The sequence below is a fragment of the Streptomyces millisiae genome, assembly GCF_031845425.1.
Classification (GTDB): domain Bacteria; phylum Actinomycetota; class Actinomycetes; order Streptomycetales; family Streptomycetaceae; genus Streptomyces; species Streptomyces millisiae.
On record NZ_JAVREM010000001.1, the window covers coordinates 449,733 to 476,471 of the forward strand.

Here is a 26,739-nt window from a genome sequence, read left to right on the forward strand (position 1 = left end):
GTCAGCGGCGGGCAAGATCGCGTTTATGGGGGGTATAAACACAACCTCTCTCTGTCGGCCGGACCATGGGTACCGTGGGCGAATGGAACCTCCGCCCGGAAACCACACCGGGAGTCACACGGACAACCGCTCGGACATCCGCGACTTCCTCGTCAGCCGACGCGCCAAGCTCGCCCCGGAGCGGGTCGGACTGCCCACCGGCCGACGACGCCGGGTTCCGGGACTACGGCGCGAGGAGGTCGCGACCCTCGCCGGCGTGAGTACCGAGTGGTACACGCGGCTGGAGAAGGGCCACATCAGCGGCGTGTCCGAGGACGTGCTGGAAGCGGTCGCGCAGGCATTGCTCCTCAATGAGGACGAGCGCGTCTACCTGCTCGATCTGGCCAGAGCGGCTCGCCCCGCCCGCCGCAGGTCGCTCCGCCGCAAGGACGTCAAGATCCCGTCTTCCGTCCAATGGATGGTGGACTCCATGGCCATGGCTCCCGCCTTCGTACGCAGCGGCCGTTTGGACATCGTCGCGAGCAACGCGCTGTGCAGGGCCCTGTACTCACCGATGTTCGACAGCGACACCACCGGCGACCGGGGCTGCGCCAATTTCCCCCGTTACTTCTTCCTCGACCCCGGCTCTTTCGACTTCTTCGTCGACTGGGAGGAAGGCGCGAGGGCCACGGTCGCAGTGCTCCGCGCCGAAGCCGGACGTGAACCTCACGACCGGGCCCTGCGTGAGCTCGTTGGCGAACTGTCCACGCTCAGCGCCGACTTCCGCACCATGTGGGCCAGTCACGACGTCCGAATCCGTCACGAAGGCGTCAAGCGGCTGAACCATCCCGAAGTCGGCCGTCTGGAGATGACCTTCCGCTCCCTGGACCTGCCCCTGCCTCAACGGGCCGTTCACGACCTGATCATCTACACGGCCGAGCCGGGCACCGCCTCGGAGGACCGCCTCAAACTCCTCGCCAGTTGGACAGCACCGCAGACCCCACTGACGGAGCGCGGTTCAACCCAGGAAACGCCGGAGAGGGCGGAAAGCCCGGCGCCTGGTCAGGACTGAGCTCTCGTCACCGTCACCGTCACCGAGAAGAGCGGCGCTGGTAAATCAAGATGTCTGCCTGTGAGCTCTTCCCAACCTGCTCGGTCGGAGGGCTAGTCGGGCTGACAGACAAGTCAAGCCCCTGGCAGATGGGTTTTCGACCAAGAAATCGGTCTCCATCAGAGGCCTCGTGCCCTTGTCCGCCTGAGCGTCAGCCGTCAGGTCCTCACGGATCCCTTCGGCCGGCTGCTGGGGGCTTCCTGCGACGGCAGCTGGTCCGCGGCCCGGTGGATCGCGTCCTGGCCGGGGCCGGTCAGGACCACGGCGGCACCCTCGCCCACGAAGTCCCGGGCGGTGGCCGGGTCCTTTGCGGCACCCGCGCCGGTCACCAGCGCCACCTTGTCCTCGAACAGGTCACCCAACATCTGCTCCTCCCCTCGAAGGGGAATGTCCGCCCCGTGAGTCAGGGCGCTGCGTTCAGCTCGTTGTCCAGGGGCGGAGCTTCTCGGGGTTGAGTACCGCCCAGATGTGGGTGATCTGATCGCCGACGATCTCGAAGGCGTACACGGCTACGGTGCGGCCGTCCAGCTGAGCAGCCAGGCCGGGCTGGCCGTTGACCGTGCGTTCCACGACGGTCAGGGTGCCGGGTGCCCTGGCGATGAGGTCGGTCAGGTAGTGCGCGATCCGCTCGCTGCCTTCGACGGGGCGGAGTGAGGCTCGGGTGAGGCCGCCGCCGTCGGCGATCACCGCGGCATCGGGGTCGAGGAGGCCGATGAGGGCACTGATGTCCTTGGCCTGCCACGCCTGCTTGAACTCCCTGACGATGCCGGCCTGGTGGGCCGCCGGTGTCGCGGCCGTCCGGGAGGCCTGGATCCGGCGGCGGGCGGAGGAGGCCAGCTGACGGCAGGCAGCGGGCGTGCGGCCGAGGATCTCGGCGACTTCGGCGAAGGGGTAACGGAAGACGTCGTGGAGGATGAACGCGACGCGTTCGGCCGGGGTCATGGATTCCAGCACGACGAGGAAGGCCATGGTGACCGACTCGTCGAGCGTGACGCGGTCGGCCGGGTCGGCCGCGCCGCCGCCTGCCTGCCCGGTGGTCCATGGGGTGGGTCCGGGCAGCGGTTCGGGGATCCATTCGCCCACGTAGCTCTCGCGCCGGGCCCGTGCCGAGCCGAGCAGGTCCAGGCAGACGCGGCTCGCGACCTTCGTCAGCCAGGCGCCGGGGGACTCGATGGCCTCCTGCTGTTGGCGGGACATGGCGTACCAGCGGGCGTAGGTCTCCTGGACGGCGTCCTCGGCCTCGGCCAGGGAACCCAACAGCCGGTAGGCGAGATTGATCAGCTGGCGCCGCTCGCTCGTGACCGCGCTCAGGCTCTGATCGTTTCCAGTGGCCATGGTCTTCCCCTCGTGCCTCGCGCCGAGCGTATCCGGCTCGTGTCGTTCACCAGTCCGACGAGACAGCGCACCGGAATGTGAGGTCGGCGGCTCGCCTCACATTCCGGTGCGCTGTCTCGTCGAACCGCTGACACCGGCACCGCATCCCCCGGTGGATTACGAGAGGGAGGGAACGATGAGCGACTCTCAGACGATCGCGGATCGGGTCGAGATCGAGGCGCTGCGCGGTGAGTTCACTGACGCGGTGATGATGCGCGACTACGACCGTGTCGCGTCGCTGTTCACACCGGACGGCGTGTGGCGGATGCCCGACATCCCCGCCGAGATGACCGGCCAGGAGCAGATCCGCGCCTGGGGCCGACGGGTACCGGAGTTCGTGGACTTCCTGGTCCAGAACACCCATCCGGGCGTGATCCGGCTCGACGGCGACACCGCGTCCGGCCGTGCGTACATGTCCGAGGTCGGGCGCGGCCGCGACGGCCGGTCCGGAGTGAACTTCGCCATCTACCACGACCGCTACCGGCGCACCCCGGACGGCTGGAGGTTCAGCGAACGCGTCTACGAGATCCGGTACCTCGACGAGAGCCCCCTGACGGGCTCCGCGCCCCGGCGCGGCGCGGACGCCCGCTGACGCGTCCATCGCACCACACGACAGATACAGGAGGACCGGACATGACCAGGATCGGCATCATCCTTGGCAGCACCCGCCCCAACCGCAACGGCGAACAGGTCGCCACGTGGGTCCTTGAGACCGCGTCGCGCCGCACCGACGCCGAGTTCGAGCTGATCGACCTGCGTGACCACCCGCTCCCTCACCTGGACGAGCCGCTGGGGGCCAAGCACGGCCACTACCAGCACGCGCACACCCGCGACTGGGCGGCCAGGATCGCTTCGTTCGACGGGTTCGTCATGGTCACCCCCGAGTACAACCACGCCACCTCCGGGGTGCTCAAGAACGCCCTCGACTACCTGTACGCGGAATGGAACAACAAGGCGGTCGGCTTCGTCTCCTACGGCGTCGTCGGCGGTGCCCGGGCGGCCGAACAACTACGGCTGATCTGCGGCGCGCTGCAGATGGCCAGCGTGGGCCAGCAGGTCACGCTGTCCCTGATGACGGAGTTCGAGCACTACACCACCCTCAAGCCGGCCGACCACACCACCGCCGCGCTGGACGCCCTCCTGGACCAGGTCGTCGCCTGGAGCGCCGCACTCGCGCCGCTGCGCGCCGCTACCCAAGCCGCCGCCTGAACAACGACCAGGATCCGCGGCAGGTCCCGTCGCGGCCAGCCAGGGCCGAGCGTGGGTGACACGCACGTCTACTCCGGCACCGCCATCGGAGACGGTCGCAGCGTCGGACGTGGCGGCGGATCATGTCAGGTCATCCACGTCGCGGGCGAGGATCTCACGATGCAGTCGCTCTGGTCGGGGGGAACGAGTTCGCTCGACATGGCCATCACCGGCGGTACCGGCGTCTACCGGAACGCACGGGGCACTGCTCGCTCCTGGGACATCGCGACGCCGAACGAGCGGTTGCGCGCTGAGATCCTGCGCTGACCCGCGAACGGAATCTCGACCGGGCGTCACGGTCTGTCCCAGATCGCCGATCACCCGTGCGCCGCCCTCCAGTCCGGTACGGGCATCTTCTGTCACGGGGAGCGATCCGAGCTTTGCGCCGTGGCCGTGGTGCGTGCCCCGGCGAGGGCCGTGGCCAGGGCGGCGACTGCCGCGGCGAGCAGCGCCCAGCCGGGGGCGAGGCGGATCAGTGCGGCTCCGGTGGTGGCGCCGGCCCCCATGAGCGCGATCGCGCCGGCCCGGCGTGGCCACGGCTGGGCCCGGCCGGCCCCGAGTGGGGAGTCGGCGGAGAAGGCGGTCAGGGTGGAGGTGACCACGACCGTGGTGACGTCCCTGACCGCGAGTTCCCTGGCCGCGGCGGCCTGCGCCCCCATCGCGAGGGCCAGGGCCCCCGCGACGGGCACCTCGGCTCCCCCGGCGAACAGGGCCGCGCCGGAGCCGGCGGTCGCCAGGCCGCCGCCGCCGACCAGCGCCGTGTGCCGGACGTTCCAGCCCGGCGGGGAGGAGCGCAGCACGCGCCCGCCGGCCGCCGCCCCGAACACGAAGCACGCCAGGGTGACCCCGGGACCCACGGCCGGCAGGTGGTCCGCGCCGGTGATGGCGGCGCCGATGATGATCACGTTGCCGGTCATGTTCCCGGCGAAGACACCGTCGAGGGACAGGAAGGAGACGGCGTCCACCATTCCGGTGGTGAAGGTCAGGACAAGCAGCAGCCGGAGGTGGATCTCGGGGCGCATCGTCGGATCACCGGTCCCCGGCCGCGGTCCCGGCCGGAGGCGCCGTCAGGTCCGCCTTGGTCATGCGGCCGTGTACCCCTTTCACCCCGTCCACCACCTGGGAGATCTGGAAGTCGGCGGCGGCGCTGAGGTAGGCGAGACCCACCGGGCCCGGGATGCCGTGGCGGTGGTCGAGGAGCGTGAGGGCGTCGCGGACCGCGTGCCGCACCGCCTCGTCGAGATCGGTGTCCAAGCCGAGGACGATGACCTCGTCCGCCGTCTCGGCATAGGGCGCCCGCAGCCGCGCGGCCAGAGCGCGCGCTTCGGGGTCACTGTGCAGGGTCAGGCGCAGCGTGGCGCGGAGCGGCGCCTCGAACGCGGTGAGGGCCACCTCCCCGTCGCCCTGGGCGAAGTGGGGGTCGCCCGCGTAGAAGAGGGCGTCGGGGACCTGGACGGGCAGGAACAGGCGGCTGCCGGCGAGGAGGTGACGGACGTCGAGGTTTCCGCCGTGCCGGCCCGGTGGCACGGAGTGCACATGGGCCTCGGTGGCGGGGGCGACGCCCATGATGCCGAGGAACGGGCGGAGCCGGAACGACAGGTGGCGGCCGTCACCGACGGCCAGCCTGCCGCGGCCGTCGTCGCTGACGGTGGCGACCAGGCTGTGCACGGTGGCGGGTGGTTCCGGGTACTCCGTCGGCAGGGCGCCCCTGCCATGCCGGTTGCTGATCACTCCGTAGGGTGCCCGGCGGCGCAGACTCAGTACCTCGGCCTCCAGGACGTCACCGGGGCGTGCGCCGTGTACCGCGATCGGTCCGGTCACCACGTGCGGGCCCCGGGTCGCGGCGTCGTGCTCCCGGGGCGAGGCGGCCAGCGCGACGGCGTCGGCCAGGAGCGCCGTGCCCGGTATGCCGGCGGCGCCGAAGAAGGCGGCCGGGTCGCGCCCCTGGTCGGCGAGGATCCCCTCGTGGCTGATTGTGTCAAGGGTGACGGTCTCCCCGGAACGGATGGTCAGGGCTGGCTCCGACCGGGCGTTGGGCAGGAGGCCCCAGTGCACGACCTCCGGATCTGCCGGCAGGTAGTGGTCCCCGTCGACGGGACCGGCCCCGGGCTGCAGCAGGACCGTCACAGGGACTCCGCCAGGGCCGTGCCGGTGAGCGTGAAGCCGAAGCACTGGCGGACGTTGTAGAGGGTGGCGTCCAGGCAGAACGGCGGGGAGGTGGTGGCGACGGCGTCCTGGAGCACGAGGACGTCGTAGCCGAGGTTGGCGGCGTCCATCAGGGTCGCCAGGACACACTGGTCGGCGTTGACCCCGGCGAAGAGCAGGGTGTCGACGCGCAGGTTGCGCAGCACGCTGTCCAGTTCGGTGTCCTGGAAGCCGCTCATCCGGTACTTGGCGACGTGCACGTCGCCGGCCGCGGGTTCGAGTTCCGCGACGACGGCGGCGGAGGGGCTGCCTCGTTCCAGGACGGGCCCCCGGCCATCGGGGAGGACCGCGCCGATGCCGCCGCCGGTGCCGTCGGCGTCGTAGACGTGGAGAACACCGGGCGGGAGGTTGGCGCGGTCGGGGCGGTTGCCCCAGTTGAGCCAGACCACGGGGACGTCGGCGGCGCGCAGCCTCGGCAGCAGGTCGGCGAGGACGGGGATGGGCGAGCGGGCCGGGGTGATGTCGACGCCGATGGACGCGAGCCAGCCGTCTGCGGCGCAGAAGTCGTTCTGCATGTCGACGACGATCAGGGCCGTTGCCGCGAGGTTCAGGGTCACGGTCTGGGGGAGCGCCTCGACGGTGACGGGGCGCGGGGCGCGGGCAGGGCGCAGCAGGCTGACTCCTCCGGGCCTCGCTGTCCACGCGTTGCGGCGGTTGGGACCTATCAGGCCGTCGGGCACCTCGGGAGTCCTTCCGGGCGGGCGGCCTGGGCGGCCAGGTTGAGCAGGGACAGGTCGGCGCCCGGCTCGCCGAGGGCGCACAACCCCACGGGCAGGCCGTGGACGGCGAGCAGCGGGGAGACGACCGCGGGCAGTCCGGCGAGCGAGGCCAGGTGGGTGAGGCGCAGGGTGGCGGCGCGGGTGTCTTCCACGTCGGCCGGCGGGGCTCCGACGCGGGGTGCGGGGCCGCTGGTAGCGGGGAGCAGCAGCGCCGTCCCTGGCGGGAGCGCGGAGGTGATCAGGGAGCGGGCGTCGGCCAGTTCCCCTTCGGCGGCGGTGAGCTGGGCCGGCGTCACCTCCCGCCCGGCGGCGAAGCGGGCGGCGACGTCCGGTGCCAGCGCCCCGGGGTGGCGGTCGATCCAGGCGCCGTGGCGTTCCCACGCCTGGGCGGCCTGGACGGTGCGGAAGGCGCGGAACCAGGCGTCGAGCCGTTCGGTGCCCGGTACGGCGAGGCGGGTCAGGGGGAGGCCGGTCCGCAGCGCGAGGGCGCGGCAGGCGGCCTCGAGAGAGGCGCGGACCCCGGGCTCGGCCAGCGCGGTGAGGCGGTCGTCGACGGCCAGCACGCGGACGGGCTCGGGGGCGTCCGCGCTGTCCGGCAGCAGTGTTCCGGCGGCGGTGCGCAGCACGTCCGCGTCGCGGGCCAGCAGTCCCGCGGTGTCGAAGGCGGGGGCCAGCGGGAGGAGTCCGCGGGTCGGCACGGCACCGTGCGTGGGCCGCCAGCCGTAGAGCCCGCAGTACGAGGCGGGCACCCGGATGGAGCCCGCGGTGTCGGTGGCCAGGCCCAGGTCGGCCCAGCCGCGGGCCACGGCCGCGGCGGGTCCGCTGCTCGAACCGCCGGTGATCCGGCCGGGGGCCGCCGGGTTGGCGGGGGTGCCGTAGTGGGTGTTCGTCCCGGCGAGGCCGAAGGCGAGTTCGTCGGTGTGGGCGATGCCGGCCAGTTCGGCCCCCGCGTCCAGCAGGGCCCGTACGGCGTCGGCGTGGCGGTCCTCGGCGGGGGCTTCCGCGAGCCACCGGGGGTTGCCGGCGCCGATGGGGTGGCCCGCCACGGCGAAGAGGTCCTTGACGGCGACGCCGACCCCCGACAGTGGGCCGTCCGGCGCGCCAGCGGCGAGGGGTTGGCCGCTGACGCGCCAGACGGCCGGGTCGGGCCCTGGTTCCGGGACGCGGCGCGGGACGGCGCTGACGTGGGCGGCCCGGACCCGCCAGCCGGCGTCCGTCCGCTGCCACACCTGGGTCTGCAACCCTCGGGAGCCGTCGGCGCGGCGGGTCTCGGCGATCACCACGGCGGTGTCGGATCGGACCCGGGTCGTGTGCACGCGCTCCACCACGCGGGCGGGAGCGCCGGCCCGACCGCGTCGGAAGTCCGCGATGGCCTGGTGGCCGGTCAGGACCGTGGTGCCCTCGGCGCGCAACGTGTCGGCGGCGTCGAGGAACCAGTGGTCGAGGGCCGCGACGTCGTCGGCGGCCAGGGCCCGCTCGTACGACCAGAAGGCGTCAAGGGGTCCGTCGGCCGGGGCCGGGTCTGTCACGGTGGCGCTCACCGGGCCCGGAGCACGGCCAGGTCGTCCTCGTCGAGGGCGGTCGCCGGGCCGTTCTCGATCAGTTCGGCGAAGCCCTCGTCGGGGGACATGACGGTGAGCGTGTAGAGCCGCTCGGTGGCGGAGGCGTTGGTGATCCGGTGCCGGGATCCGGCGGGCAGGACGAGGACGTCGCCGGGTGCCAGGTCACGGGTGTGCTCGTCGCTCTCGGCGCGCCCGTGCCCGGCCAGGACCACGAACGTCTCGACCGAGTCGGTGTGCGCGTTGAACGGCTGGGCGCCGCCGGGCTCCCACACCTCGAAGACGACGGTGGTCGGCGAGCCGTCGCCTGGTCCGGTGAGGACGGCGAGTTTGACCGTGTCGCCGGCGGTGATGTGATGGGCGGTGATCTCGTTCAGCGGCCTGAGCAGCGGGGGAGTGGTCATGGCGGTCTCCCTAGGGGGTCGGGCGGGGCGCGGGACAGAAGCGGGCGCACTCGCGCAGCGCGGCGGCGCCACGGGCCACGGCGGCGTCGACGAGCTTGCGGCCGAGTTCCGGGGTGGCGCCCGTGGGGTCGCCGACGAGGCCGGTACCGGTGGCGAAGTCGTCGCTGGTCCAGCCGAACGCGACCGGCTTGCCGAAGCCGATGTACTCGTAGCCGGTCAGGTGCTCGGGGACGCTGCGGCGGGCGAGGTCCATGTGGACCAGATCGGGCCGCAGGTGGAGCAGGGCCGAGGTCTCATTGTGGCCGCCGTGCACGCCCATGCCGTGCTCGGTCGCGGGTGAGGTCCCGCCCTGGTCGGCGGGCAGGGAGGCGTGCAGCAGGAACGTGGCCAGGCCGTGCCTGGTGCGCAGTTCACGCAGGGCGACGGCGAGCAGGGCGCTGTTGCCGCCGTGCGCGTTGAGGAACGCGATCCGACGCACGGGACCGGCGGCCAGCGAGCGGCCGATGTCATCCAGCACCGCGAGGAGGGTGCGGGCGCTCAGCCACAGGGTGCCGGGCGACCAGGCGTGCTCGTCGGACTTGGTGTAGGCGAGACCGGGCAGCAGGGTGATGTCGCAGCTGTCGGCGGCGGCGAGGGCGGCACCCTCGGCGACCGCCTCCGCCACGATGTAGTCGGTCGCCACGGGGAGATGGGGACCGTGCTGTTCGATGGCGCCGACCGGCAGCAGGGCGACGGTGTCGGCGCTCAACTCGGCCACGTCGGGGGCGGTGAGTTCGGTGAAGCGGGTGAGGGCCAAGGCTGGCTCCCTTTCAGGCGCTGAGGAGGTGGCCGGGGTTGATCAGGCCGAGCGGATCCGTGGTGCGGGCCGTGGCGCGCACCAGGTCCACCCGCCGGTCCACGTACCACTGGTGCACGTCGTGGACGCCGACGCCGAGGGCGTTCAGCGCCTCGATGCCCCGGTAGACGGTGTCCGGGTCCTCGTAGCGCGCCATGAGCATGCCGACGGGGCCGGCGCGCATGCCTTCGAGGTGGAGCACGGTGTCCGGGTAGACCGCCTTGACGGCGGACGGGTCGCCCAGCAGCACGTCGCCGCTGATCTCCAGGTGGAACCAACCCTGCTCGGCCTTCATCAGGTGGTACGTCGGGTGGTTGAAGGAGAGCGAGCTGATGAGGGCGGGGCCGCGCGGGGCCGGGCGGGTTTCCAGGACGCGCCCGCCGTGGCGTTCGACCAGGGCGCGCGCCTCCGGCTCGGCGCGCTCCTCGACGATGGACCGCAGGCTCAGGGCGTCCGGGTCGAGCGCCGGGTCGGGGGCGAAGGTGCGCACGAGACCCGGCTCGTCCATGGAGACCAGGCGTGGGGCCGGTTCGAGCCGTACCAGGGCGGCCAGGGCGGCGGTCGCGGACTCCCAGGCGTCGAACGCGGCGAAGAGGCCGGTCCAGGCGCGGGCCCGCTGGAGGCTCACGGTGGCCGTGGCGATGATGCCGGTGGTGCCGTAGGCGTGGATGTACGGCAGGGCGGCCTCGTTCCGCACGGTGAACGGCTCGGCCTCGGCGGTGCAGGGCACCACGGTCAACTCCCTGACGAAGCCGTCGCCGTTGGTGCCGTTGGACAGGGATCCGGTGCCGCCGTTGCCGCCGGCGAGGAAGCCGCCGAGCGTGGTGCCGAAGGTGGAGGGGAACATCCACAGCTCCTGGCCGAGCGAGCGGGCGTGGGCCTCCAGATCCGACATCTTGGCGCCCGCCTCGGCGCGGATCCAGCCGTCTCCCGCGTCCAGGACGCGGTCGCAGCCGGTCAGGTCGAGCACGGCACCGCCGCGCAGCGGAATGGCCTGCCCGTAGTTGCCGGTGCCCTTGCCGCGCGGGGTGACCGGGATCCGGAGACGGTGGGCGAGGGCGACGACGGCGGGAACGAGCTCGTGCCGGGAGGGGCGCAGCACCACCTCGGCGCGGCCGGCGGGCAGCCTGGCGGCGAGGATCGGGGACATGTGGGCCCAGTCCGTGGACGCCTTGTCCAGTGCTTCCGCGTCGCGGATCACGGCGTCGGCCCCGAGCAGCACGGCCGCGTCGCGGCAGAAGTCCTCGATGCCCGGCGTGCGGGTGCCGGCGGGCGCGGTGGGAACCCGCCGTTCGTCGGCGACGAGTTCGGTGAGCCGGCGCACCTCGTCGGCCGACAGGGTGGCGGGCTTGGGCTCTGCGGCCATTACTCCATACCGATCGTGGGGTCGATGAACTGGTTGGTGGCGAGGTCTTCCGCGGTGAGGTCGCCGGGGACGGCGGCCCCGCTCTCGGTGATCAGCGGGGTGAAGTCCTGGCGGATCTGCTCGACACGCTCCATGTCGAAGCCGCCGATGCTGCCGTCGGCCTCGTTGGCGAGAATGCCGAGGTTCACCATCTCCTCGGCGGCGAACGCGCCGGTGTCCTGGGAGTAGACCCAGCCGGTGTTGTACTGCGTGACGAGCTCGGATATCAGGTCGACGGCCGGTCCCGGATCGGCGGCGAAGTCGGCGGCGGAGCGCTGGAGGACGGGCACCAGCCGTTCCAGGCAGGGGCTCAGCTCCTCCAACGCCCCGGTCCTGGCCGAGAGCGCCTGCGGGTAGACGGTGTAACCGACGTCCGCCAGGAGCTGGTACTCCACCGGCTTGTTCCAGGCACCGATCTCGTGCTCGTAGACGTACGGCTCGGCGGTGGCGAAGCCCTGCTGCGCGATACCGGGGTCGGAGACGAAGCGGGAGGGCGAGCCGTCGTAACTGGCGTCGAGCTGACTCTCCTGGATCAGGCCGTCTGCCACCAGCATCGAGGCGTAGGTGTTGCCGGCGACGTAGACGACCTTCTCGTCGGTCTCGCCGATGTCGGCGATGGTCTCCCAGTCGGGGTGGGTCTCCGGGTCCCACATCAGCATGATCGGGCTCTTCTTCATCAGCGCCATGACGGCGGTCACGGGCTGGTCGGCGGCGGCCGTGATCGCGCCGTCGGTGGTGACGGTGCCCAGGGTGATGCTCTCGTCGACGTACATCTGCGAGGCGACGCTCTGGTAGCCGATGGCGGCTCCGCCGGCCCGGACCTCCACCTCGACGCCGGTGTCCTGACCGTCGATCACCAGGGGGCCGGTGACGCGCTTCTGGTCGGAGTCGATGCGGTAGCCGGGGCCCAGCAGGTTGTACAGCGGGCCGTGCTCGGCCTCGGGCTCCCAGTCGGTCTGCAGGACGACGGTGTCCGGGCAGACGCCGTCGAGGCGCAGCTCCGGCGGGGCGGACTCGATGGCCTCGCCGGAGGCGGCGGACTGCGCGCCACCTCCGCAGGCCGAGGCGACGAACAGGGCGAAGACGGAGAAAGTTGAGAAAAGGGACGTCGTGCGGGCGCGTCTGGTCAAGGGCATGGCGAACTCCGGGGAAACGCGGCGGGGACGAGGGGACCGGTGTGCGGATGCGGGGGCGTCAGCGGTTGCTGGCGGAGCCGTGCCAGGAGCCGACCGCGAGCCGGTTGAGGAAGGTGAAGAGGGCGAAGACGGCGACGCCGAACAGGGAGGCCAGGATGATGGCGGCGAACAGGTCCTCGGACTGGAGCCGGGCCCGGTAGACGTCGAGCAGGGTGCCGATACCCGGGCTGCCCTGCTTGAAGAACATGTCCCCGACGATGGCGCCGATCACCGACAACCCCGCAGACGTGCGCAGTCCGGTGAAGATCGCGGGAAGCGCGGCGGGGAGTTCCAGCTTGCGCAGCCGGTCCCAGCGGCTCGCCTTCTGCAGCGTGAACAGGTCGTGGTGGGCGCGGTCCACGGACTGCAGCCCGAACAGCGTGTTGGCGATCATGGGGAAGAGCGCGATGATCACGCAGACCACGGTCCTGCTGGTGTAGCCGAACCCGAACCACAGGCCGATCAGCGGCACGATGGCGAGGATCGGCACGGTCTGCAGGATGACCGCGTACGGATACAGCGCGCGTTCCAGCAGGCGGGCCCTGCTCATCAGGACGGCCGCGCCGACGCCGAGCACGGAGGCCAGCAGGAGTCCGATGAGCGAGACCCGCGCGGTCAGCGCCAGGGCGGACAGCATCGGCTCCAGATGGGACCAGTCCAGGAAGCTCTCGCTCAGCACCTGGTGCGGCGGGGGGACGAGGAAGCGGCGCTCGGGCCGCAGCACGACGTAGCTGACGACGTACCAGACTCCCAGCGCCCCCAGCAGCGAGCCGAGCGGCGCCAGCGGTGCGGCCCACCCTCGGCGCGCGCGGCCGGGGGCGGGAGCCGCCGAGGGCGCGGGTGGATCCTGGGCTTCGGGCACGGCCACCGTGGGGCCGACGCTCTGGACACTCACCTGGCACCTCCTCGTAGGGCGGCGGAGACCTCGCCGGCGATGGCGGCGAAGGCCGGCTCGTACCGCAGGTCGGCGGGGCGGGGATGGGGGAAGGGCACGTCGAACGAGGCGGTGACGCGGCCGGGACGAGCGGACATCACGACGACCCGGTTGGACAGGTAGACCGCCTCGGGCACGGAGTGGGTGATGAACAGGGCGGAGAATCCCTGCTCGGAGAGGATCCGCTGGAGCTCCTCCTGCATCCGCAGCCGGGTGATCTCGTCGAGCGCGCCGAACGGCTCGTCGAACAGGAACAGCGAGGGCCGCGTCATCAGCGCCCGGGCGAGCGAGACGCGCATCCTCATGCCGCCGGAGAGCTGGCCGGGGAGCTGCTTCTCGAAGCCGTCGAGGCCGACCAGCTCCAGGACCTCCCGTGCGCGCTCCCGGCGCTCGGGCTTGGGCGTCCCGGCGAGTTCGGCGGGGAGCTCCACATTGGCCAGCACGCTGCGCCAGGGCAGCAGGGTGGCGTCCTGGAAGACGAAGCCCACCGAGTCGCCGCGGGCGTGCACGGTGCCCGCGGTCGGGGAGTCCAGGCCAGAGGCCAGCCGCAGCAGGGTGGACTTGCCGCAGCCGGAGGGGCCGACCACGGAGACGAACTCACCCGCCGCGACGGACAGGTTGACGTCCGTGAGAGCCAGGGTGCCGTTGGGGAACCGCTTGTCGACGCCGTTGAAGCGCAGCGCCGTTTCCACCATGACGGACATGTCTCCACTTCCTCCTCTCGTCTCGGTTTCGGCCGGAACGCCGAATGTTGATATCATGAACATTGATTGTTTCTCGGCAATGTCGCCGCGGTGTCGATCCCCGGCATTCACGCCAACTCGCGGACCACCGTGGTACGGCTGACGATCCGCCCCGCCCGGAACACCACGCGATCAGGACAGGCCGCGCCCAGCGCCTCCGAGAGCGAACCGGCGCGCACCGCCAGCAGATCGGCGACGGCTCCCTCGAACGGGCCGGCCGGCGGCAGCCCCAGCACGGCACGGGCCCCGGCGGTCACCGTGTGCAGTGCCTCGGCCGGCGTCAGATGCCCGGCCGCCACCAGCAGCGCGGCGGTCTCCAGCGGATCGGCGCGCCCCACCGGATTGAACGGATCGCGTATGTTGTCGCCACCGGCGGCCAGCGTGACGCCGGCGTCCAGCAGGGTGCGTACGGCCGTCAGCCCACGCGGGACGGGCGCGGGGTGGTCGCGTCCCTGGAGGTACAGGTTCGTCAGCGGCAGCGTCACCACCCCGATGCCCGCCAGCGCCACCTCCTTGGCCAACCGCGCGGCCTCCTCGTCCGGCATCACGCCCAGGCTGACGCAGTGGCTCGCGGTCACCGGCCGCGAGAATCCGTCGCGCCGCACCGCCGCCGCCAGCAGCCGCAGATCCAGGGAGGCCGGATCCAGGTTCTCGTCCGCGTGCAGGTCGACGCCGACGCCGAACTCATCGGCGAGCCGCACCGCGCGCGTGACGGCCGCCTCCGGGTCGGCCGCCAGGTGTGGGCAGCCGCCCAGCACGTCGGCGCCGAGCGCGAAGGCCTCGCGCAGCACGGCGTCCGGCGCGTCCAGGTGCAGCACCGCGATCTGCAACTCGGTCCTGCCGCGCACCGCCTCGCGCAGCCGCAGCAGCGCCCGCAGCCCCCGCAGCGGGTCCTCGCCGGGCAGGACGTCGACGTGGGTGCGGACGGCGGTCGCCCCGTTCATGGCCAGCTCGTCCAGCGCCACGCGGGCGCGCAGCGCCACGTCCTCCTCGGTGACCCGCTCCGCGTGCTCGCGCCAGGCGCCGACGGCCGACGGCAGGTCGCAGGGCGGGGCACCGACCAGGTCCCAGGTGTGGGCCTTGTCCAGGTGGGCGTGTGGCTCGGCGGGGGCGGGCAGCAGCAGATAGCCGGTCAGGTCGGTCTCGGGCGGCCCGGCCGGCAGCGCTCCTCGCGGGGCGACCCGGGCCACCCGGCCGCCCTCGAGGAGCAGGTCGCGGGTGGAGCCGTCGGGCAGCAGGGCCCCGCGCAGCAGCATCGCGGTCATCGGTCCGCTCCTTCCGGTCCTTCCGGCGTGGTCGACCGAAGCGCGGTGAGCACCGCGAAGCCGTCGAAGTCATGGCGCCAAGCCGCCGTTCCGAACATGTCGGTGGCGGCCACCGGGCGGGTGCGGCCGTCCCGCACCGCCGCGAACGCCGCCGCCACGTCGGCCACGAAGCCGGCCGACTCCCGGTGGCGGAGGTTGTGACCCAGCAGCGCGGTCCTGACCGGCAGTTCGGCCAGCCGGCGGGTGGAGGCGGCGAACGCGGCCACGTCGGCGCCGGGCACATGGGCGAAGAAGGTGCCGCTGATGAGGGTGTCCCCGGCGAGCAGCAGCCCGCTGTCCGCCTCCCACAGACACAGGCCGTCCGGAGAGTGACCCGGGGTGTGCAGGACCCGCAGGCGGCGCCCGCCGAGGTCCAGCGTGTCCCCCTCGTGCAGCAGCCTGGTCGGGCGGACCGCCTCGATCCGCCAGTGCCTCAGCTCGGGCACCGGACGGACCTCGACCCGGCTGTCGGTGAGGAAGAACGCCTCGGTGTCGAGGGCGCGCAGCGCCTGGTACTTCTCCCGCAGGCCGCGCGCGATGTGCGCGTACGACTCCAGCCACTCGCGCGGCGCCGGCGAACCGTGCGACTCGGCTCCCTCGGCGTGCACGGCGAAGTCGCGGGCGACGCCGACCAGCGACGCGTTGCCGCCCCGGTGGTCGTAGTGGTGATGGGAGTTGACCACCAGCAGCGGCAGCGAGGTCAGCGCGCGGACCTCGCCGGCGAGGTCGCCGATGCCCATCCCGGTGTCGTAGAGGAGCGCGAGGTCGTCGCCCAGGACCAGGTAGCTGTTCACGTGGCCCGGCTCGGCGATCAGGTACACCCCGGGGGCCGTCTCCCGGACGGCGAACCACCGCTGGCCGGTCATCGCGCGTACTCGGCGGGGAGTTGGTGGTAGCGGCGGCCCAGGTGGACCAGGGCGCCCCCGCCCTCCGCGCCCGGCAGGACGCGCCGGACCGAGGCGACGATCAGCCGGTGGTCCCCGGCCGGCACGTCCCGGACGACCTGGCAGCTCAGCACGGCGGCGCTGTACGCGGCGAGCACCGGCACGTCCCACTCGTCGGTGGTCCAGTCCAGCCCCGCGAACCGGTCGGCGGTCCGGTCGGCGAACCGGCGGGAGAGGCTCTCGCCGTCCGCCCGCAGGATGTTGAGGGCGAACCGGCCGCGGCCGAGCAGCGCCGGCAGGGTCCGGCTGGCCTGGTCGACACCGATGGCGAGCAGTTGGGGCGAGCGGCTCAGGCTCATCACGGCCGTGCTGGTGAATCCGGCCGGCCGGCCCTCGGGGCCGGCCGTCGTGACGACGCAGACGCCGCCGGCGAGCCCGGCCATGGCGGCGAGAAAGGCGGCGTCGGTCGGGGTGGCGGAGCGATCGGTGGTAGCCGACGGCATACGGGCTCCTCGGGCTGGGGACGAATAGATTGGGGCGGACGCAGCGGAGTAGAATGTTCATCCCATCAACATCGACCCTAGGGTTCGAGTGTTTCGCCGGGGTAAACCCCTCGGCGCGTTCCGAGTCCCGTCCGCCCAGCGTCGCCCGCCGCCCGTCACCGTTGAGGAACCCGACATGCCGGTCCAGCCCACCCCTGGTACGCCGCCACAGGCCGCCAGTCGCCAGCGCGCGGACAGTGCCCAGCGCGCGGAACTCGGCGCCACCATCCGCCGTCTCCGCAAGGAGCGTGGGCTGACGCTCGTACAGCTCGCCCAGAGGTCCGACCTGTCCCACCCGTTCCTCAGCCAGCTGGAACGGGGGCTGACCCACCCCAGCATGCCGTCACTGCACCGCATCGCCCGCGCCCTCGGTACCACCCAGCAGGCCCTCCTGGCCTCGGCCGTGCGGGCCGAGCCCGACGTCACGCGCCAGTCCATCCGGGTCGTCCGCTGCGGCGAGGGCCTCGGCGTGCCCAACGTCGGCGGCATGGCCCGCATGCTCGGCAGCCCGCGACTCGGCGTTCACCCGGTCGAATACCGAGGCGCCAGAACGGACTTCGGCGACTACTACGACCACCCGGGCGACGAGTTCCTCTACGTCGTCGACGGCGACGTCGAGGTGGACCTGCTGACCGCCGACGGGCGGACCGTGCACCAGCTGTCGGCGGGCGACAGCATCAGCTACCTCGGGGGCACCCCCCACCGCTGGCGCGCCCTCGGCGACAGCGACCGCTTCCGGCTGCTGGCCGTCCAGAACGCCACGAACACCTCCACAGACGCCGCCGAACCGCACGGGTGACGCGCGGCCGAGCACCGTCAGCCCACGAATCGCTGCCCTTCCGGGAAGCCGGATGGACGGCGAGCCTACGCTCGCGAGTCAGCGCGTGCTCGAGCCGGTGCGTCCGCCCCTCGACGGGGGCAGGTCGTGCGCCGCGGCGTTCGGCAGGAGACCGAGCCTGGTCAGGCTCCCGTCGAGCCAGGCCGTGGCCAGTTCCACGCGGGAGCGGTGACCGGTTCGCTGGAAGAGCCGGGTCAGCCGCCGCTCCACCGTCTTCTCGCTGCAGGCGAGGCGCGCTGCGATCTGGCGGTTGGTCGCCCCGTTGCTGATCATCTCGATGAGGTGCAGGTCCGACTCGCTCAGCTCCGCCGTCGGCGCCCGCCGCCGCGACGCGGGGACGGCCACGTCGCGGCGGCGCGCCGACCGGCTGATCATCCCGCGGAACCGGCGACCGGCGCCCAGCCGGCGTGCGCCCTGGGCCGCCTTCAGCAACCACGGCCGAGGGGCGTCGCTCACCTCGGCCAGCCACTGGTGGCAGTGCACTTCGAGGAGGGCGTCCCCGCGCTGTCGGATCATGCGACGGGCGGCCAGCAGGCGGTCCACGTCGCGGTGCAGCACCCCTTGCGCGAGGAGCACGGCCTCGCCGGTGAGCGGCGACGCGGCCTCGTCGTGCAGCGACTCCAGCTCCCGAAGCACCCTTCCCGCCCCTCGGGGGTCGTTCTCGTCCAGGGCGTGGGCCAGGAGACGCAGCAGGATCCGCTCGACGCCGGCCAGCAGCCCGCTCGCACGCGCCCGCCGTGCCTCGCGCCAGCCGGCCTCCGGCGCCGTGTCCGGCCGTCCCGAGCCGTACAGGAGACCCATGCGTGCGCGGCCCACCAGCGGGTGGACCAGGGAGTCGGGGATCAGGTCGAGCCAGATCCTGGCCTGGCCTACATCGCCGCGGTAGCAGTGGATCTCGGCCGCGAGGGCGCGGGCCAGTTGCCCGACGCCGTGCCCGCCGCCCGACCGGCCCCGCAGCTCGATCTCGCGGGCCGCCGCCAGGGCCTCGTCCCAGCGTCCCGAGAGGTAGTCGCCGACCACGGTGTGGTAGCACGCGGCGGTGCTGTCCCCCGAGGCCGGATACCGGTCGCCGAGCACGATGTGGAGCGCACCGGCCAGGTCCCCGTAAGCGGCGGCGGTGGCCAGCGCGCCCCCGCCCGTCTCGCCGGCCGCTTCGGCGCCACCGGTCACCGCGGCCGCCAGCAGGCGACGTTCCGCCGCCACGGGGAACGGCCCCCGGGCCGTCTCGCCGGCTGGCTCCGGACCGCCGGCGCGGTCGGGTGCCGGCCCCGCCCCGACCTGTCCGATTCCGTACAGCCCGCGGAGCGCGACGAGCTCGGCGGCCCCGGGCATCCGCTCGTGCACCGTGCGGGCCGCGGGGCCGGCGCGGTCGGAGTCCGGTAGCCGGTGTTCGTGCAGCGCGGCCCACGCCCAGGTCCGGGCGGTGAACTCCAGCTCGCCCCGGCCGGCGTGGTGCGGCACGTCGAGGCAGGCGAGCAACGGCTCGCCGAGCGCCAGGGCACCGTCGTGGTCGGCGTTCCGCAGGGCCAGGCCGGCCGCCTCGCGCAGCGTGCCCGGGGTGCCGGGATCGGTTGGCGACAGTCGGCGGAGCGCCGACCGGTAGCTCCGCATCGCCTTCGCCGGGTCGCGGCGGGCGTGACTTCGGGCCACGGCCAGCAACAGCGGTGTCGCGACCGTGTCCTCGATCATCGGTCCGGCGGCGGCGACGTGATCGGCCAGGCGTGGATGGGACGCGCCCGCGGTGGCGGTGCCGAGGCGACCGGCCACGGAGCAGGCGATGCGGGCGTGCAGCTCCCGCACGTCGTGGGAGGGTGACAGGGCCCGTAACGCCGCCGCGAGCGCCGGGACGGCGAACGTGATCCGGCCGTCCTGATCGACGGTCAGCACGCCCGCGCCAGCCAGCCCTTCGAACGTCCGGGAGCCGACGTCGGCGGGCGACGCCGGGTGCCGTTCGAGGAGGTACAGATCCTCAAGGCGAAGTTCCGCGCTCCCGATCACGTGCGCCAGGGTGGTCGCCACCTCGGCACCCTCGGTGTGCGGCCCCGTGCCCCTTGGGACGAGCCGGCGCAGTCCCGCCGCGTCGGCGGCCAGCCGCAGCGCCTCCTGTGGGACGGTCAGGCCGAGTCGGCCGTCCAGTTCGAGCAGCCCGCCGGATTCCGCCGCGGCGGCCAGGAGGGAGAGAACGGCCCGGGGGTTCCCCGCCAGGGGCCCGAGTGCCCGCCGCACCGCGGTCAGCATCCCGGGGTCGGCCGGCCGGCCGAGCCGCCGCGCGATCAGGGCGGCCACCTCGTCCGGCGCCAGCGGCGCCAGGTCGAGCACGTGGCCGGCGGCGGCCGGCAGCTCGCCGGTGCCGGGCCCGGGGGGCGTCGGCCGGGCCGCCAGGACCATGGGGACGCCGGCCGGGCGGAAGACCCGCAGTACCAGCGCCAGGGCGGACGCGGTGCGCGGCGGCAGCCGCTCCAGGTGATCGCAGACGAGGGCGAAGGGGGTGCGGGAGGCGGCGTCCCGCAGGTGCTCCGAGATGGCGGACAGCAGCGTCCACTCGCCTCGACGGTCGGCGGTTCGCGACTGGGCCCGGCGGATCGCCGTCACATGTCCGAGGAGCCGACCGTCCGCCACCTCGGGGAGCGCGCCGCAGATCGCGTCGGCCAGTGCGGCGGCGCCGGCCTCCTCCGCGCCGGTGTCCCAGCTGAGCCGGAGTACCGGGACGCCCTCCCGGACAGCCGCGGCACGGCCCCGCTCCACCACCGCTGTCTTGCCGATCCCGGCCTCGCCGCGGACCAGCAGGGTCCCCGCCGCGTCGCTGGGCCGCAACGCCTCCGCGACCGCCTTGACATCCTCGTCCCTACCGATGAAGCATCCATCGGGCCGGTGCGTGATCACTGCCGTCACTCGTCTCCCGTTCTCGCGACCATCGCGTCGGCTCGCCCCCTCGTCGACGAGCCCCTCACGGACCAGATTCCTGTCGTGGTTGAGCCGGAAGGAAACCGACGGAGGCGAGTGGGAGTGACAGTTCCGTACCTGGTGGGTCACGACCTGGAGTTGGGTGAGACGAACGCTCGGCTCCGCGATCCCGGCGGCCCGCGTCTGGTCGCCGTGCGCGCCGAACCGGGCGGCGGGCGCAGCGCGTTCGCACGCGCCGTGGCCGCGCGGGTGCGCGCCGAGGGGGTGCCGTGCTCGGCGTTCACCTGTGTGGTGGGGGACGAGGGGCGTCCGCTGCTGCTGGCGCTGCGGCTGGTCACGGCGGTGCGGGGGCACCGGACGGGCGTCGCGGGGTCGCGGCAGGCCGAGCGGCGCGTGTCGCAAGCGCTGTCCGCCCTCGACGAGGGGGACGCGACGGCGATGGGGCGCGCGCTCCGTGAGGCACTGACGTGGTCACCCCCCATGGTCGTCGTGATCGACGACATCCAGCACGCCGACCCCGAGTCCATGGACCTGCTCGTCGGCGTCGGCGTCGAGCGGTGGGCGCCCCAGCTGCGGCTCGTCGTCACGGCCGTTCAGCGCGCCCCGGCGGGCGAGGCTCCGCCCACCGGGGACGAAGGCCCTCTCCACCCGCTGGTGCGCCGGGCGGCGGCCACCGTCGTGCTGCGACGCCTGGCGGCGCGGGAGGTGGGTGAGCTGCTGGCCCGGCGACTGGCCGCGACGCCTGATCCCGGCCTGGTCGGGCGCGTGCGGGAACTGAGTCGGGGCATCCCGGCGGCGGTCGACGCGCTGCTCGCCGGATGGACGCGGCGGGGCGCCATCCGGATCGTGGGCGGGCACGCCTTCCTGTCCTCCGAGGCACCGGTGCCGGTGTTGCCGGACGACGACCGGTTCATGGTGGCGCTTCGGGCGCTGGGCGAACCGTGCGGCACGGTGGCGGCGACGCTGAGCGTCCTGTGGCCGCTGGGCCGGACTGCTCCGGCGCTGGCGGCGGCGTCGAGCGGTCTCTCGACCGACGAGGTCCACGCCGGCATCCGCGGCCTGGTGGCCGCCGGTGTCATGGATCGACTGACCGGCGCGGACGGCTGCCTCACCCGGGGCTGGACCTTCCGCGTCCCGCTCGTGGCCCACGCCGTCCGGGAGCGCCTCGGGCCGGTGGAGCGCGCCCGGCTGTCGGCCGTCGCGGTGGAGGCGCTGTGGACCGCGGGCGAGCCGACGGTGACCGGCACCGGTCGCCTGCCGCCAGCGGCGGCTCTCCTTGACGAGGCCGACGCGGAGACCTATCTGCCGGACCGGATCGCCGACGCGGGGATGCTCGTCGACCGGCGGCGCGCCGCGGCCGACCTGACGGCCGCCGCGCAGCGGATCCATCCCGACCGCGAGGGGCGGGGCATGACGCGCTGGCTGCGTGCGGCGCACCTGCTCGTCGACGAGCCGGCCGCCCGCGAGCTGGCGCTGCTGCGGTACGGGAAGGCCGCCTACGTGGCCGGCGAGTATCCGGCCGCGCGGGCCGCCGCCGAGCGGATCCTGCGGGACCCGGTCGAGGGCCTGACGGCGATGACGCTGCAGGACACCGCCGTTCTGCTGGTGGCCGCGGCGGCGGGCGAGGGCAACCAGGCGCTGCTGGACCGGATCGCCGCCGAGTCGTGGTGGCGGGAGTCGCCGCTTCCGGCTGCGGCGGTCCTGTCGGGTCGGGCGCTGGCGCTGAGCCAGTCGCAGCGGTGGCGGGAGACCCGGGATCTGCTGGCGCGGACCGCGCCCCTGTGGGGCGCCGACCTGCTCGGCCGGGTGCTGCCCGAGTGGTTCTGGGCGTGCGCGGAGTGGGTGCTTGGCCGGCCGGACCGGTTCAGGCGTGTCGTCGACACCCCGCTCGCCTCCCGGTTGCCACCCGAGTGGGCGTACTCGCTGACGACCTCGCAGTTCGACCAGCTGCTTGGCGCCCGGGACCTTGGCGCGGCGGCGGCCCTGCTGTCCGCCCGGGGGCTGCCCGCTGAGGCGCTTCCCCCGTACAGCCGGTTCCTCAGGGCGCATCTTCAGGGGCGGTGGGACGAGGCGCTGGCGTTGGCCCGCGGGATGCTGGCGAACGGCCGGACGTTCAGCCCGGCCCCGGGCCATCACCTGCTGCACGCGCGGGGGGCCGCCATCCTGCTCGCCCGGGGTCGCGCCACGAGCGCCACCCGGCTGGTGCGGAGTGTGCGCGGCGACCGGGAGGGGCAGCCGGAGCTCTTCCTCGACCACGCCGAGGCACAGACGCACCGTGCCCTGGGCGACACCGGCGCGGCCGAGCGACTGCTGCGGCGGGGACTGAGCCAAGCCGAGGCGCGGGGTCTTGTCTACGGCACGGACGAGTTGTGGGCCACCCTGGCCGCTCTCCTGGTGGAAACGGGCCGGCCGGACGAGGCGGCCCACTCGGCGGCGCGCCTCAGGCATGCCGCGGAACAGCTCGGCAGCGGCCGGGCCCACCTGCTGTCCCTGCTGGTCAGCGCGGATGTCCTGCCGAGGGAGGACACGGACGCCACGCGCGGGCTGTTGCTGGAGGCCGTGGCGCTCGCCCGCTCCCGGGACCAACCGTTCGAGACCGCGGTCACCCTGTCCGCCGTGGCCCGCGCCGGGGTCGGCCCGAAGGCGCAGCTGTACGAGGCCTACGAGCTGTTCGGCGAAACGGGCGCCGCGCTGTGGCGTTTTCACACCCGGACGGCGATGCGCGAGGCGGCACTGTCCGTCCCCGGCCGCAGACAGGTCGCCGAGGAGAACGACCGGCTCCTGGCCACCCTGGTCGCCGAGGGGCTCAGCAACCGTCGGATCGCCGTTCTGCTCCGGCTCACCGAGGAGGCGGTGGCCACCCGCCTCAGCCGGCTCCTGACCCGCACGGGGCTGCGTTCCAGGGCGGAGGTGGCGACTCTGCTGCTGACCGGAGACGCGTTGACCGTCACGGACCGCCGATCTTCATTCGTGTAAGGTTTCCCTCCCTTTCCGCGTCTCCAGATGATTGCGATGGGAAACCGCAATCACGCGTGCGACCATTACTGGGTAATCGGCATACAGTCGACGTTCGTTCACGTGTAAGGAGAGAGAATGCGTCACCTTGTTCGTGATATTCCCTTCTCTGAACCCCTCCATTTCTTACACGGAAATGCGGGGACCCCGGGCGACTCCTTAAACCTGGTCCACCCCGACGGGATCTCGGTCTCGACGGTGGCCGCCATGGACGACCCCCGCCACTGGCGTCCCCGCACGCCGGAACAGGACAAGGAGAACCAGGAGAAGGAACAGCCGCCCGTCGAGCAGCGGGCGGCGGTCTGAGGAATTCCGCGGCCAGGTGACTGATCGCCCGGCGGTATGGCGGAAGAACGACGCCGAACGATCGCGGACTCGACCGCCGTGCCTCAGCGGGGTGCGTCGGCCGCGGTCGCTCGGCGGCCCACCGGGTTGCCGCCCGTTCAGGCCCCGGCGGCGGACAGCGGTCCGACCGGGGTCAGCCGGCAGCCGACGGTCCGCGCCGCCCGTATGGTGACGCCCACCTCGATCGGCACCTCCTCCTCCAGGCCGGAGAACCGGTAGCGCTGGAGCAACATCGCCACGGCCAACTTCATCTGGAGCATCGCGAAGTGGTTGCCGATGCAGGATCGCGGGCCGCCACCGAGGGGGAACCAGGCGTACCGTGGCCGGCCGTCCGCCCGCTCCGGGCGGAAGCGGGCCGGATCGTAGCGCTCGGGCTCCGGCCAGTAGGAGGGGTGGCGGTGGGTCACCCATGGACACACGTAGACGTGGGAACCCGCCGGGATGGCGTACCCGTCGACGACCGCGTCCCGTGCCGCGCGCCGGATGAGCACGGGGGCCGCCGGGTAGAGGCGCATCGCCTCCTTCAGCGCCCGCTCGACGGCCGGCATGGCGTCCAGGTCCCCGGGGGTGGGCCGTCGAGCGCCCAACGTGGCGAGCACCTCGGCGCGGGTGTCGTCCTGCACGTCCCCGTGCCGCGCCAGCAGGTGCATGGCGAACGTCAGCGAGGTGGCGGTGGTGTCCGAGCCGGCCAGCAGGAAGACCAGTGCCTGGTCGCGCAGTTCACGGTCGGTGAGTGGGCTGTCCTCGTCGCTGCGCGCGTTGATCAGCAGCGTCAGCAGGTCGTCGGCCCCATCCTGCCGCGAGGCGCCGCTCGCGCGGCGCTGCTCGATGAACCGGTCGCACAGGGCGTACAACTCCGCCTGGGCCGCCGCCGCCCGGCGGTTGGCGGGGGTCGGGACCGACCGGGGGAGGTTCAGGGGCATCAGACCGCGCTTCAGGGTGTACATGCCGAGTACCGGCATGCAGCGCCGCACCACCGCGGCCGCCTCCTCGGCGTCCGCGCCGAACAGGATGCGGGTGATCATCCGCACGGTCAGCCGGCTCATGTCCTCGTTGAGGTCGGCCCCCGTGCCACCGTCCGCCTCCCACTCGCCGCACAGTCTTTCGACCTCGTCGCACACGGCGTCGGCGTACTCCGCCACCTTCCGTTTGGTGAAGAGCGGGGAGAGCAGCCTGCGTTGACGCAGATGGTCCTCGTCCAGGCTGGACAGCAGCCCGTTGCCGAAGGTCTCGCGCATCTCGAGCGAGAAGACGTCGTCCTTGCGGAAGTCGGCGGCCTGTGAGGCGAGCACCTGCTGGGCGCCCGCGGCGGAGAAGACGAAGTAGATCTCACTGCGCAGGCCGGGAGGACCGGCCACGATCCGCACGACGTCGCCGTGCTCCCTGCGCGCGCGCTCGTAGGTTCCCAGGGGGTCCCGCCGCAGGTCCAGGATGGAGCCAAGCAGGGGAAGTCCGCTGGCGGTGGGCACCTCGATCGGATTCATCCGGTATCCCTTTCGGACTCTCGACCAGACGGCCGTCGCCGCCCCGCCCGCGCCGTGGGGCGGGGCCGGCGTGCCGCGTCTCTTCCAAGTCCACTCGCCCGCAATCACGTTCGATAGGGGGCCGCGGTGGCGGCGCGTCGTCCGTGCCCCACGTATGTGCGCTTGTGCACCGGTGCCGGTCGTGTCGGGCGGCCCCGCGTGGACCCGGGGGCGTCGCGGGCGCCTACCTGACGAGGCTCGTCGACAGGGCGTGATGGGCCTCGTAGCCGTCCAGGCGGCTGACCACGGCGCGGACCCGCGGCCGTCTCGCGTGGGGCAGCAGTCGCCTGCGCAGGTCCAGCAGCCGCTCGGCGGTGCGGGGGCAGCGGATGTGACCGCAGGTGTCGAGCAGGCGCTCGGTGCTGGCGCAGGCCTGCTCCACCCGGCCTTCGAGCAGCAGGACCTCGCTGAGCCTGGCGAGCGTCAGCGCCTGGGCCCTGCGGGCCTGGGCCGGCCGGTTCCGCAGCGAGGTGGCGAACGCCGAGGCGGCCTTCCCGTACTCACCGAGGGCCTGGTGCACCAGGCCGCGCTGGTAGTGCAGGGCCGCCACCGGGTAGCCGCCGAACGGCGTGGCCGGGTCCGAGTCCCGCCCGCCGTGGAGCTCGATGGCGTCGGAGAGCGCCGACAGCGACGGACGGGCGTCGCCGCACGCGGCGCGGGCCACGGCGAGATGGCTCATCAGGAACGATCTGACGGCCGGCGGGGAGTCCTCGGGCGCGGCCGCCAGCGCCAACTCGGCCAGCTCCGTGTCGTGGTGCCCCAACTGACCGAGCTGCGCGCTCATCGCCCGCAGGGTGACGGCGTACAGGGTCCGGTCCCGCGCCTCGATCGCCAACTGGGCGGCGACGTTGAAGTACTGCTGGGCCGCGCCCGCCTGGCCGCAGTCCACGCACATGCGGGCCAGCAGGTGGGTGAGCCGCGACAGTTGGCCGAGGATCCGCTTCTCCGTCTCCGGATCGGCCCTCGCGGTGAGGAACGCGGCGCCGTCGGTGGCGAGGTAGGCGGGCAGCGCCGTGCGCCCGTGCCCGGCCCCGAAGGTGTTGATGGTCTCCGCGTAGTAGGAGGTGGCGTACGCGAGGGCGTCCAACTCGCCGGCACCCAGTTGCCGTGCCCCCGTCATCGGGGCGGGGCTCGGCTCCGACCAGGCCGGGGGCACGTTGGCCAGCCGGAAGGGAAGGGCACGGAACGCCCGCCGGGTGGCGGGGCCGGTGTCCGCCGCGGTCAGCATCGCCAGCGCGGCACGCGCGCAGCCCCCGGTCGCCCGTAACGCGTCCATCGGCTGGTCGGGGACGAGCGAGAGGCCCGTCTCCTGCACCGTGACGAGCCGGCCGGTGTGCCGGGAGAGCGCCTCGGCCACCAGGGCGGGGACCGGCGCCGGTGGTCGCGAGCCCGCGAGCCAGCTCGCGACGGACTTCCGTGTGTAGCGGAGCACCCTGTTGGTCTCCGCGGCGGCCTGGTTGACGGAGCGAGCCAGTGCTTCGCCGGACAGCCCCGCCTCCGATAAGAGTCGCTTCAGATCGTGGTTGGGCTCGTTGCGGGCCAAGTCAACTCCTGTAATCCGGACGGTGAGGGGAGCGCGCGGGTGACGCGGGCCGGATAAGGGATGCCGTGCGGTACCGGGGGCCGCGGTGCGGCCGGCCGACCTGTTCTCAATCGTCATCGTTTCCACCGCGCTCGTAAAGAGGGCCCCCCT

The 26,739-nt window shown here is 73.2% G+C and carries 24 protein-coding genes; 6 read left to right on the plus strand and 18 right to left on the minus strand.

Annotated features, from left to right (window positions below; all coding sequences use genetic code 11):
* Positions 1-82: 82 nt before the first annotated feature.
* Positions 83-1,051, plus strand: a complete 969-nt coding sequence (locus RNC47_RS01945) for a helix-turn-helix transcriptional regulator (protein ID WP_311594852.1) — start codon at positions 83-85, stop codon at positions 1,049-1,051.
* A gap of 197 nt (positions 1,052-1,248) precedes the next feature.
* Here the strand turns inward: RNC47_RS01945 and RNC47_RS01950 are convergent, their stop codons facing one another.
* Complete coding sequence (locus RNC47_RS01950) at positions 1,249-1,455, minus strand: hypothetical protein (protein WP_311594854.1); 207 nt, start codon at positions 1,453-1,455, stop codon at positions 1,249-1,251.
* Positions 1,456-1,507: 52 nt separating this feature from the next.
* A complete protein-coding gene (gene sigJ, locus RNC47_RS01955) occupies positions 1,508-2,425 on the minus strand; it encodes an RNA polymerase sigma factor SigJ (RefSeq protein ID WP_311594856.1) in 918 nt (305 codons plus the stop codon).
* Between the two features lie 175 nt (positions 2,426-2,600).
* Between sigJ and RNC47_RS01960 the strand changes: the two genes are divergently transcribed.
* From RNC47_RS01960 to RNC47_RS01970, 3 genes are read left to right on the plus strand one after another with little or no spacing between them, the layout of a single operon-like run.
* Positions 2,601-3,056, plus strand: coding sequence for a nuclear transport factor 2 family protein (locus RNC47_RS01960; RefSeq protein WP_311594858.1), 456 nt, complete (start codon positions 2,601-2,603; stop codon positions 3,054-3,056).
* Positions 3,057-3,097: 41 nt separating this feature from the next.
* Positions 3,098-3,673: an NADPH-dependent FMN reductase gene (locus RNC47_RS01965; RefSeq protein ID WP_311594860.1), complete on the plus strand. Its 576-nt coding sequence runs from the start codon at positions 3,098-3,100 to the stop codon at positions 3,671-3,673.
* 51 nt (positions 3,674-3,724) lie between these two features.
* On the plus strand, positions 3,725-3,979 hold the full coding sequence (locus tag RNC47_RS01970; RefSeq protein WP_311594862.1) for a hypothetical protein: 255 nt from the start codon (positions 3,725-3,727) through the stop codon (positions 3,977-3,979).
* 92 nt (positions 3,980-4,071) lie between these two features.
* On the opposite strand, the gene RNC47_RS01975 is transcribed toward RNC47_RS01970, so the two are convergent.
* The 13 genes from RNC47_RS01975 to RNC47_RS02035 all read right to left on the minus strand — a co-directional run bounded on the left by RNC47_RS01975 (position 4,072) and on the right by RNC47_RS02035 (position 16,382).
* On the minus strand, positions 4,072-4,734 hold the full coding sequence (locus RNC47_RS01975) for a YoaK family protein (protein ID WP_311594864.1): 663 nt from the start codon (positions 4,732-4,734) through the stop codon (positions 4,072-4,074).
* Between the two features lie 7 nt (positions 4,735-4,741).
* Positions 4,742-5,839, minus strand: coding sequence for an acetamidase/formamidase family protein (locus RNC47_RS01980; protein ID WP_311594866.1), 1,098 nt, complete (start codon positions 5,837-5,839; stop codon positions 4,742-4,744).
* A complete protein-coding gene (locus RNC47_RS01985) occupies positions 5,836-6,597 on the minus strand; it encodes a cysteine hydrolase family protein (protein WP_311594868.1) in 762 nt (253 codons plus the stop codon). Before RNC47_RS01985 ends, RNC47_RS01980 begins: the two co-directional genes overlap by 4 nt.
* Positions 6,582-8,165, minus strand: coding sequence for an amidase (locus tag RNC47_RS01990; protein ID WP_311594869.1), 1,584 nt, complete (start codon positions 8,163-8,165; stop codon positions 6,582-6,584). The genes RNC47_RS01985 and RNC47_RS01990 overlap by 16 nt, the downstream gene beginning before the upstream one ends.
* 8 nt (positions 8,166-8,173) lie before the next feature.
* Complete coding sequence (locus RNC47_RS01995) at positions 8,174-8,599, minus strand: cupin domain-containing protein (protein ID WP_311594870.1); 426 nt, start codon at positions 8,597-8,599, stop codon at positions 8,174-8,176.
* A 10-nt stretch (positions 8,600-8,609) separates the two neighbouring features.
* Complete coding sequence (locus RNC47_RS02000) at positions 8,610-9,395, minus strand: creatininase family protein (RefSeq protein WP_311594871.1); 786 nt, start codon at positions 9,393-9,395, stop codon at positions 8,610-8,612.
* Between the two features lie 13 nt (positions 9,396-9,408).
* Positions 9,409-10,800, minus strand: a complete 1,392-nt coding sequence (locus RNC47_RS02005; RefSeq protein ID WP_311594873.1) for an FAD-binding oxidoreductase — start codon at positions 10,798-10,800, stop codon at positions 9,409-9,411.
* A complete protein-coding gene (locus RNC47_RS02010) occupies positions 10,800-11,975 on the minus strand; it encodes a hypothetical protein (RefSeq protein ID WP_311594875.1) in 1,176 nt (391 codons plus the stop codon). Before RNC47_RS02010 ends, RNC47_RS02005 begins: the two co-directional genes overlap by 1 nt.
* Positions 11,976-12,033: 58 nt before the next feature.
* On the minus strand, positions 12,034-12,909 hold the full coding sequence (locus RNC47_RS02015) for an ABC transporter permease (protein WP_311594877.1): 876 nt from the start codon (positions 12,907-12,909) through the stop codon (positions 12,034-12,036).
* A complete protein-coding gene (locus RNC47_RS02020) occupies positions 12,906-13,652 on the minus strand; it encodes an ABC transporter ATP-binding protein (protein WP_311594880.1) in 747 nt (248 codons plus the stop codon). The genes RNC47_RS02015 and RNC47_RS02020 overlap by 4 nt, the downstream gene beginning before the upstream one ends.
* A 107-nt stretch (positions 13,653-13,759) precedes the next feature.
* The gene (locus tag RNC47_RS02025) at positions 13,760-14,956 is read right to left on the minus strand and encodes an amidohydrolase family protein (protein WP_311594881.1); all 1,197 of its coding nucleotides are present in this window, start codon (positions 14,954-14,956) and stop codon (positions 13,760-13,762) included.
* Entirely contained in the window at positions 14,953-15,861 is a 909-nt protein-coding gene (locus RNC47_RS02030; RefSeq protein ID WP_311594883.1) for an MBL fold metallo-hydrolase, read from the minus strand. Before RNC47_RS02030 ends, RNC47_RS02025 begins: the two co-directional genes overlap by 4 nt.
* Positions 15,858-16,382, minus strand: a complete 525-nt coding sequence (locus tag RNC47_RS02035; RefSeq protein WP_311594885.1) for a flavin reductase family protein — start codon at positions 16,380-16,382, stop codon at positions 15,858-15,860. The genes RNC47_RS02030 and RNC47_RS02035 overlap by 4 nt, the downstream gene beginning before the upstream one ends.
* Positions 16,383-16,557: 175 nt before the next feature.
* Here RNC47_RS02035 and RNC47_RS02040 point away from each other — a divergent pair, with 175 nt between their 5' ends.
* Entirely contained in the window at positions 16,558-17,220 is a 663-nt protein-coding gene (locus RNC47_RS02040; RefSeq protein ID WP_311594887.1) for a helix-turn-helix domain-containing protein, read from the plus strand.
* A gap of 78 nt (positions 17,221-17,298) precedes the next feature.
* On the opposite strand, the gene RNC47_RS02045 is transcribed toward RNC47_RS02040, so the two are convergent.
* Positions 17,299-20,151 (minus strand): helix-turn-helix transcriptional regulator, encoded by a 2,853-nt coding sequence (locus tag RNC47_RS02045; RefSeq protein ID WP_311594888.1) that lies wholly within the window; start codon positions 20,149-20,151, stop codon positions 17,299-17,301.
* Between the two features lie 114 nt (positions 20,152-20,265).
* Between RNC47_RS02045 and RNC47_RS02050 the strand changes: the two genes are divergently transcribed.
* Positions 20,266-23,139, plus strand: a complete 2,874-nt coding sequence (locus RNC47_RS02050; RefSeq protein WP_311594890.1) for an AAA family ATPase — start codon at positions 20,266-20,268, stop codon at positions 23,137-23,139.
* Positions 23,140-23,621: 482 nt separating this feature from the next.
* Here RNC47_RS02050 and RNC47_RS02055 read toward each other — a convergent pair whose 3' ends face one another.
* Entirely contained in the window at positions 23,622-25,007 is a 1,386-nt protein-coding gene (locus RNC47_RS02055; RefSeq protein WP_311594892.1) for a cytochrome P450, read from the minus strand.
* Between the two features lie 223 nt (positions 25,008-25,230).
* Positions 25,231-26,589, minus strand: coding sequence for a tetratricopeptide repeat protein (locus RNC47_RS02060; protein WP_311594893.1), 1,359 nt, complete (start codon positions 26,587-26,589; stop codon positions 25,231-25,233).
* Positions 26,590-26,739: the final 150 nt, after the last annotated feature.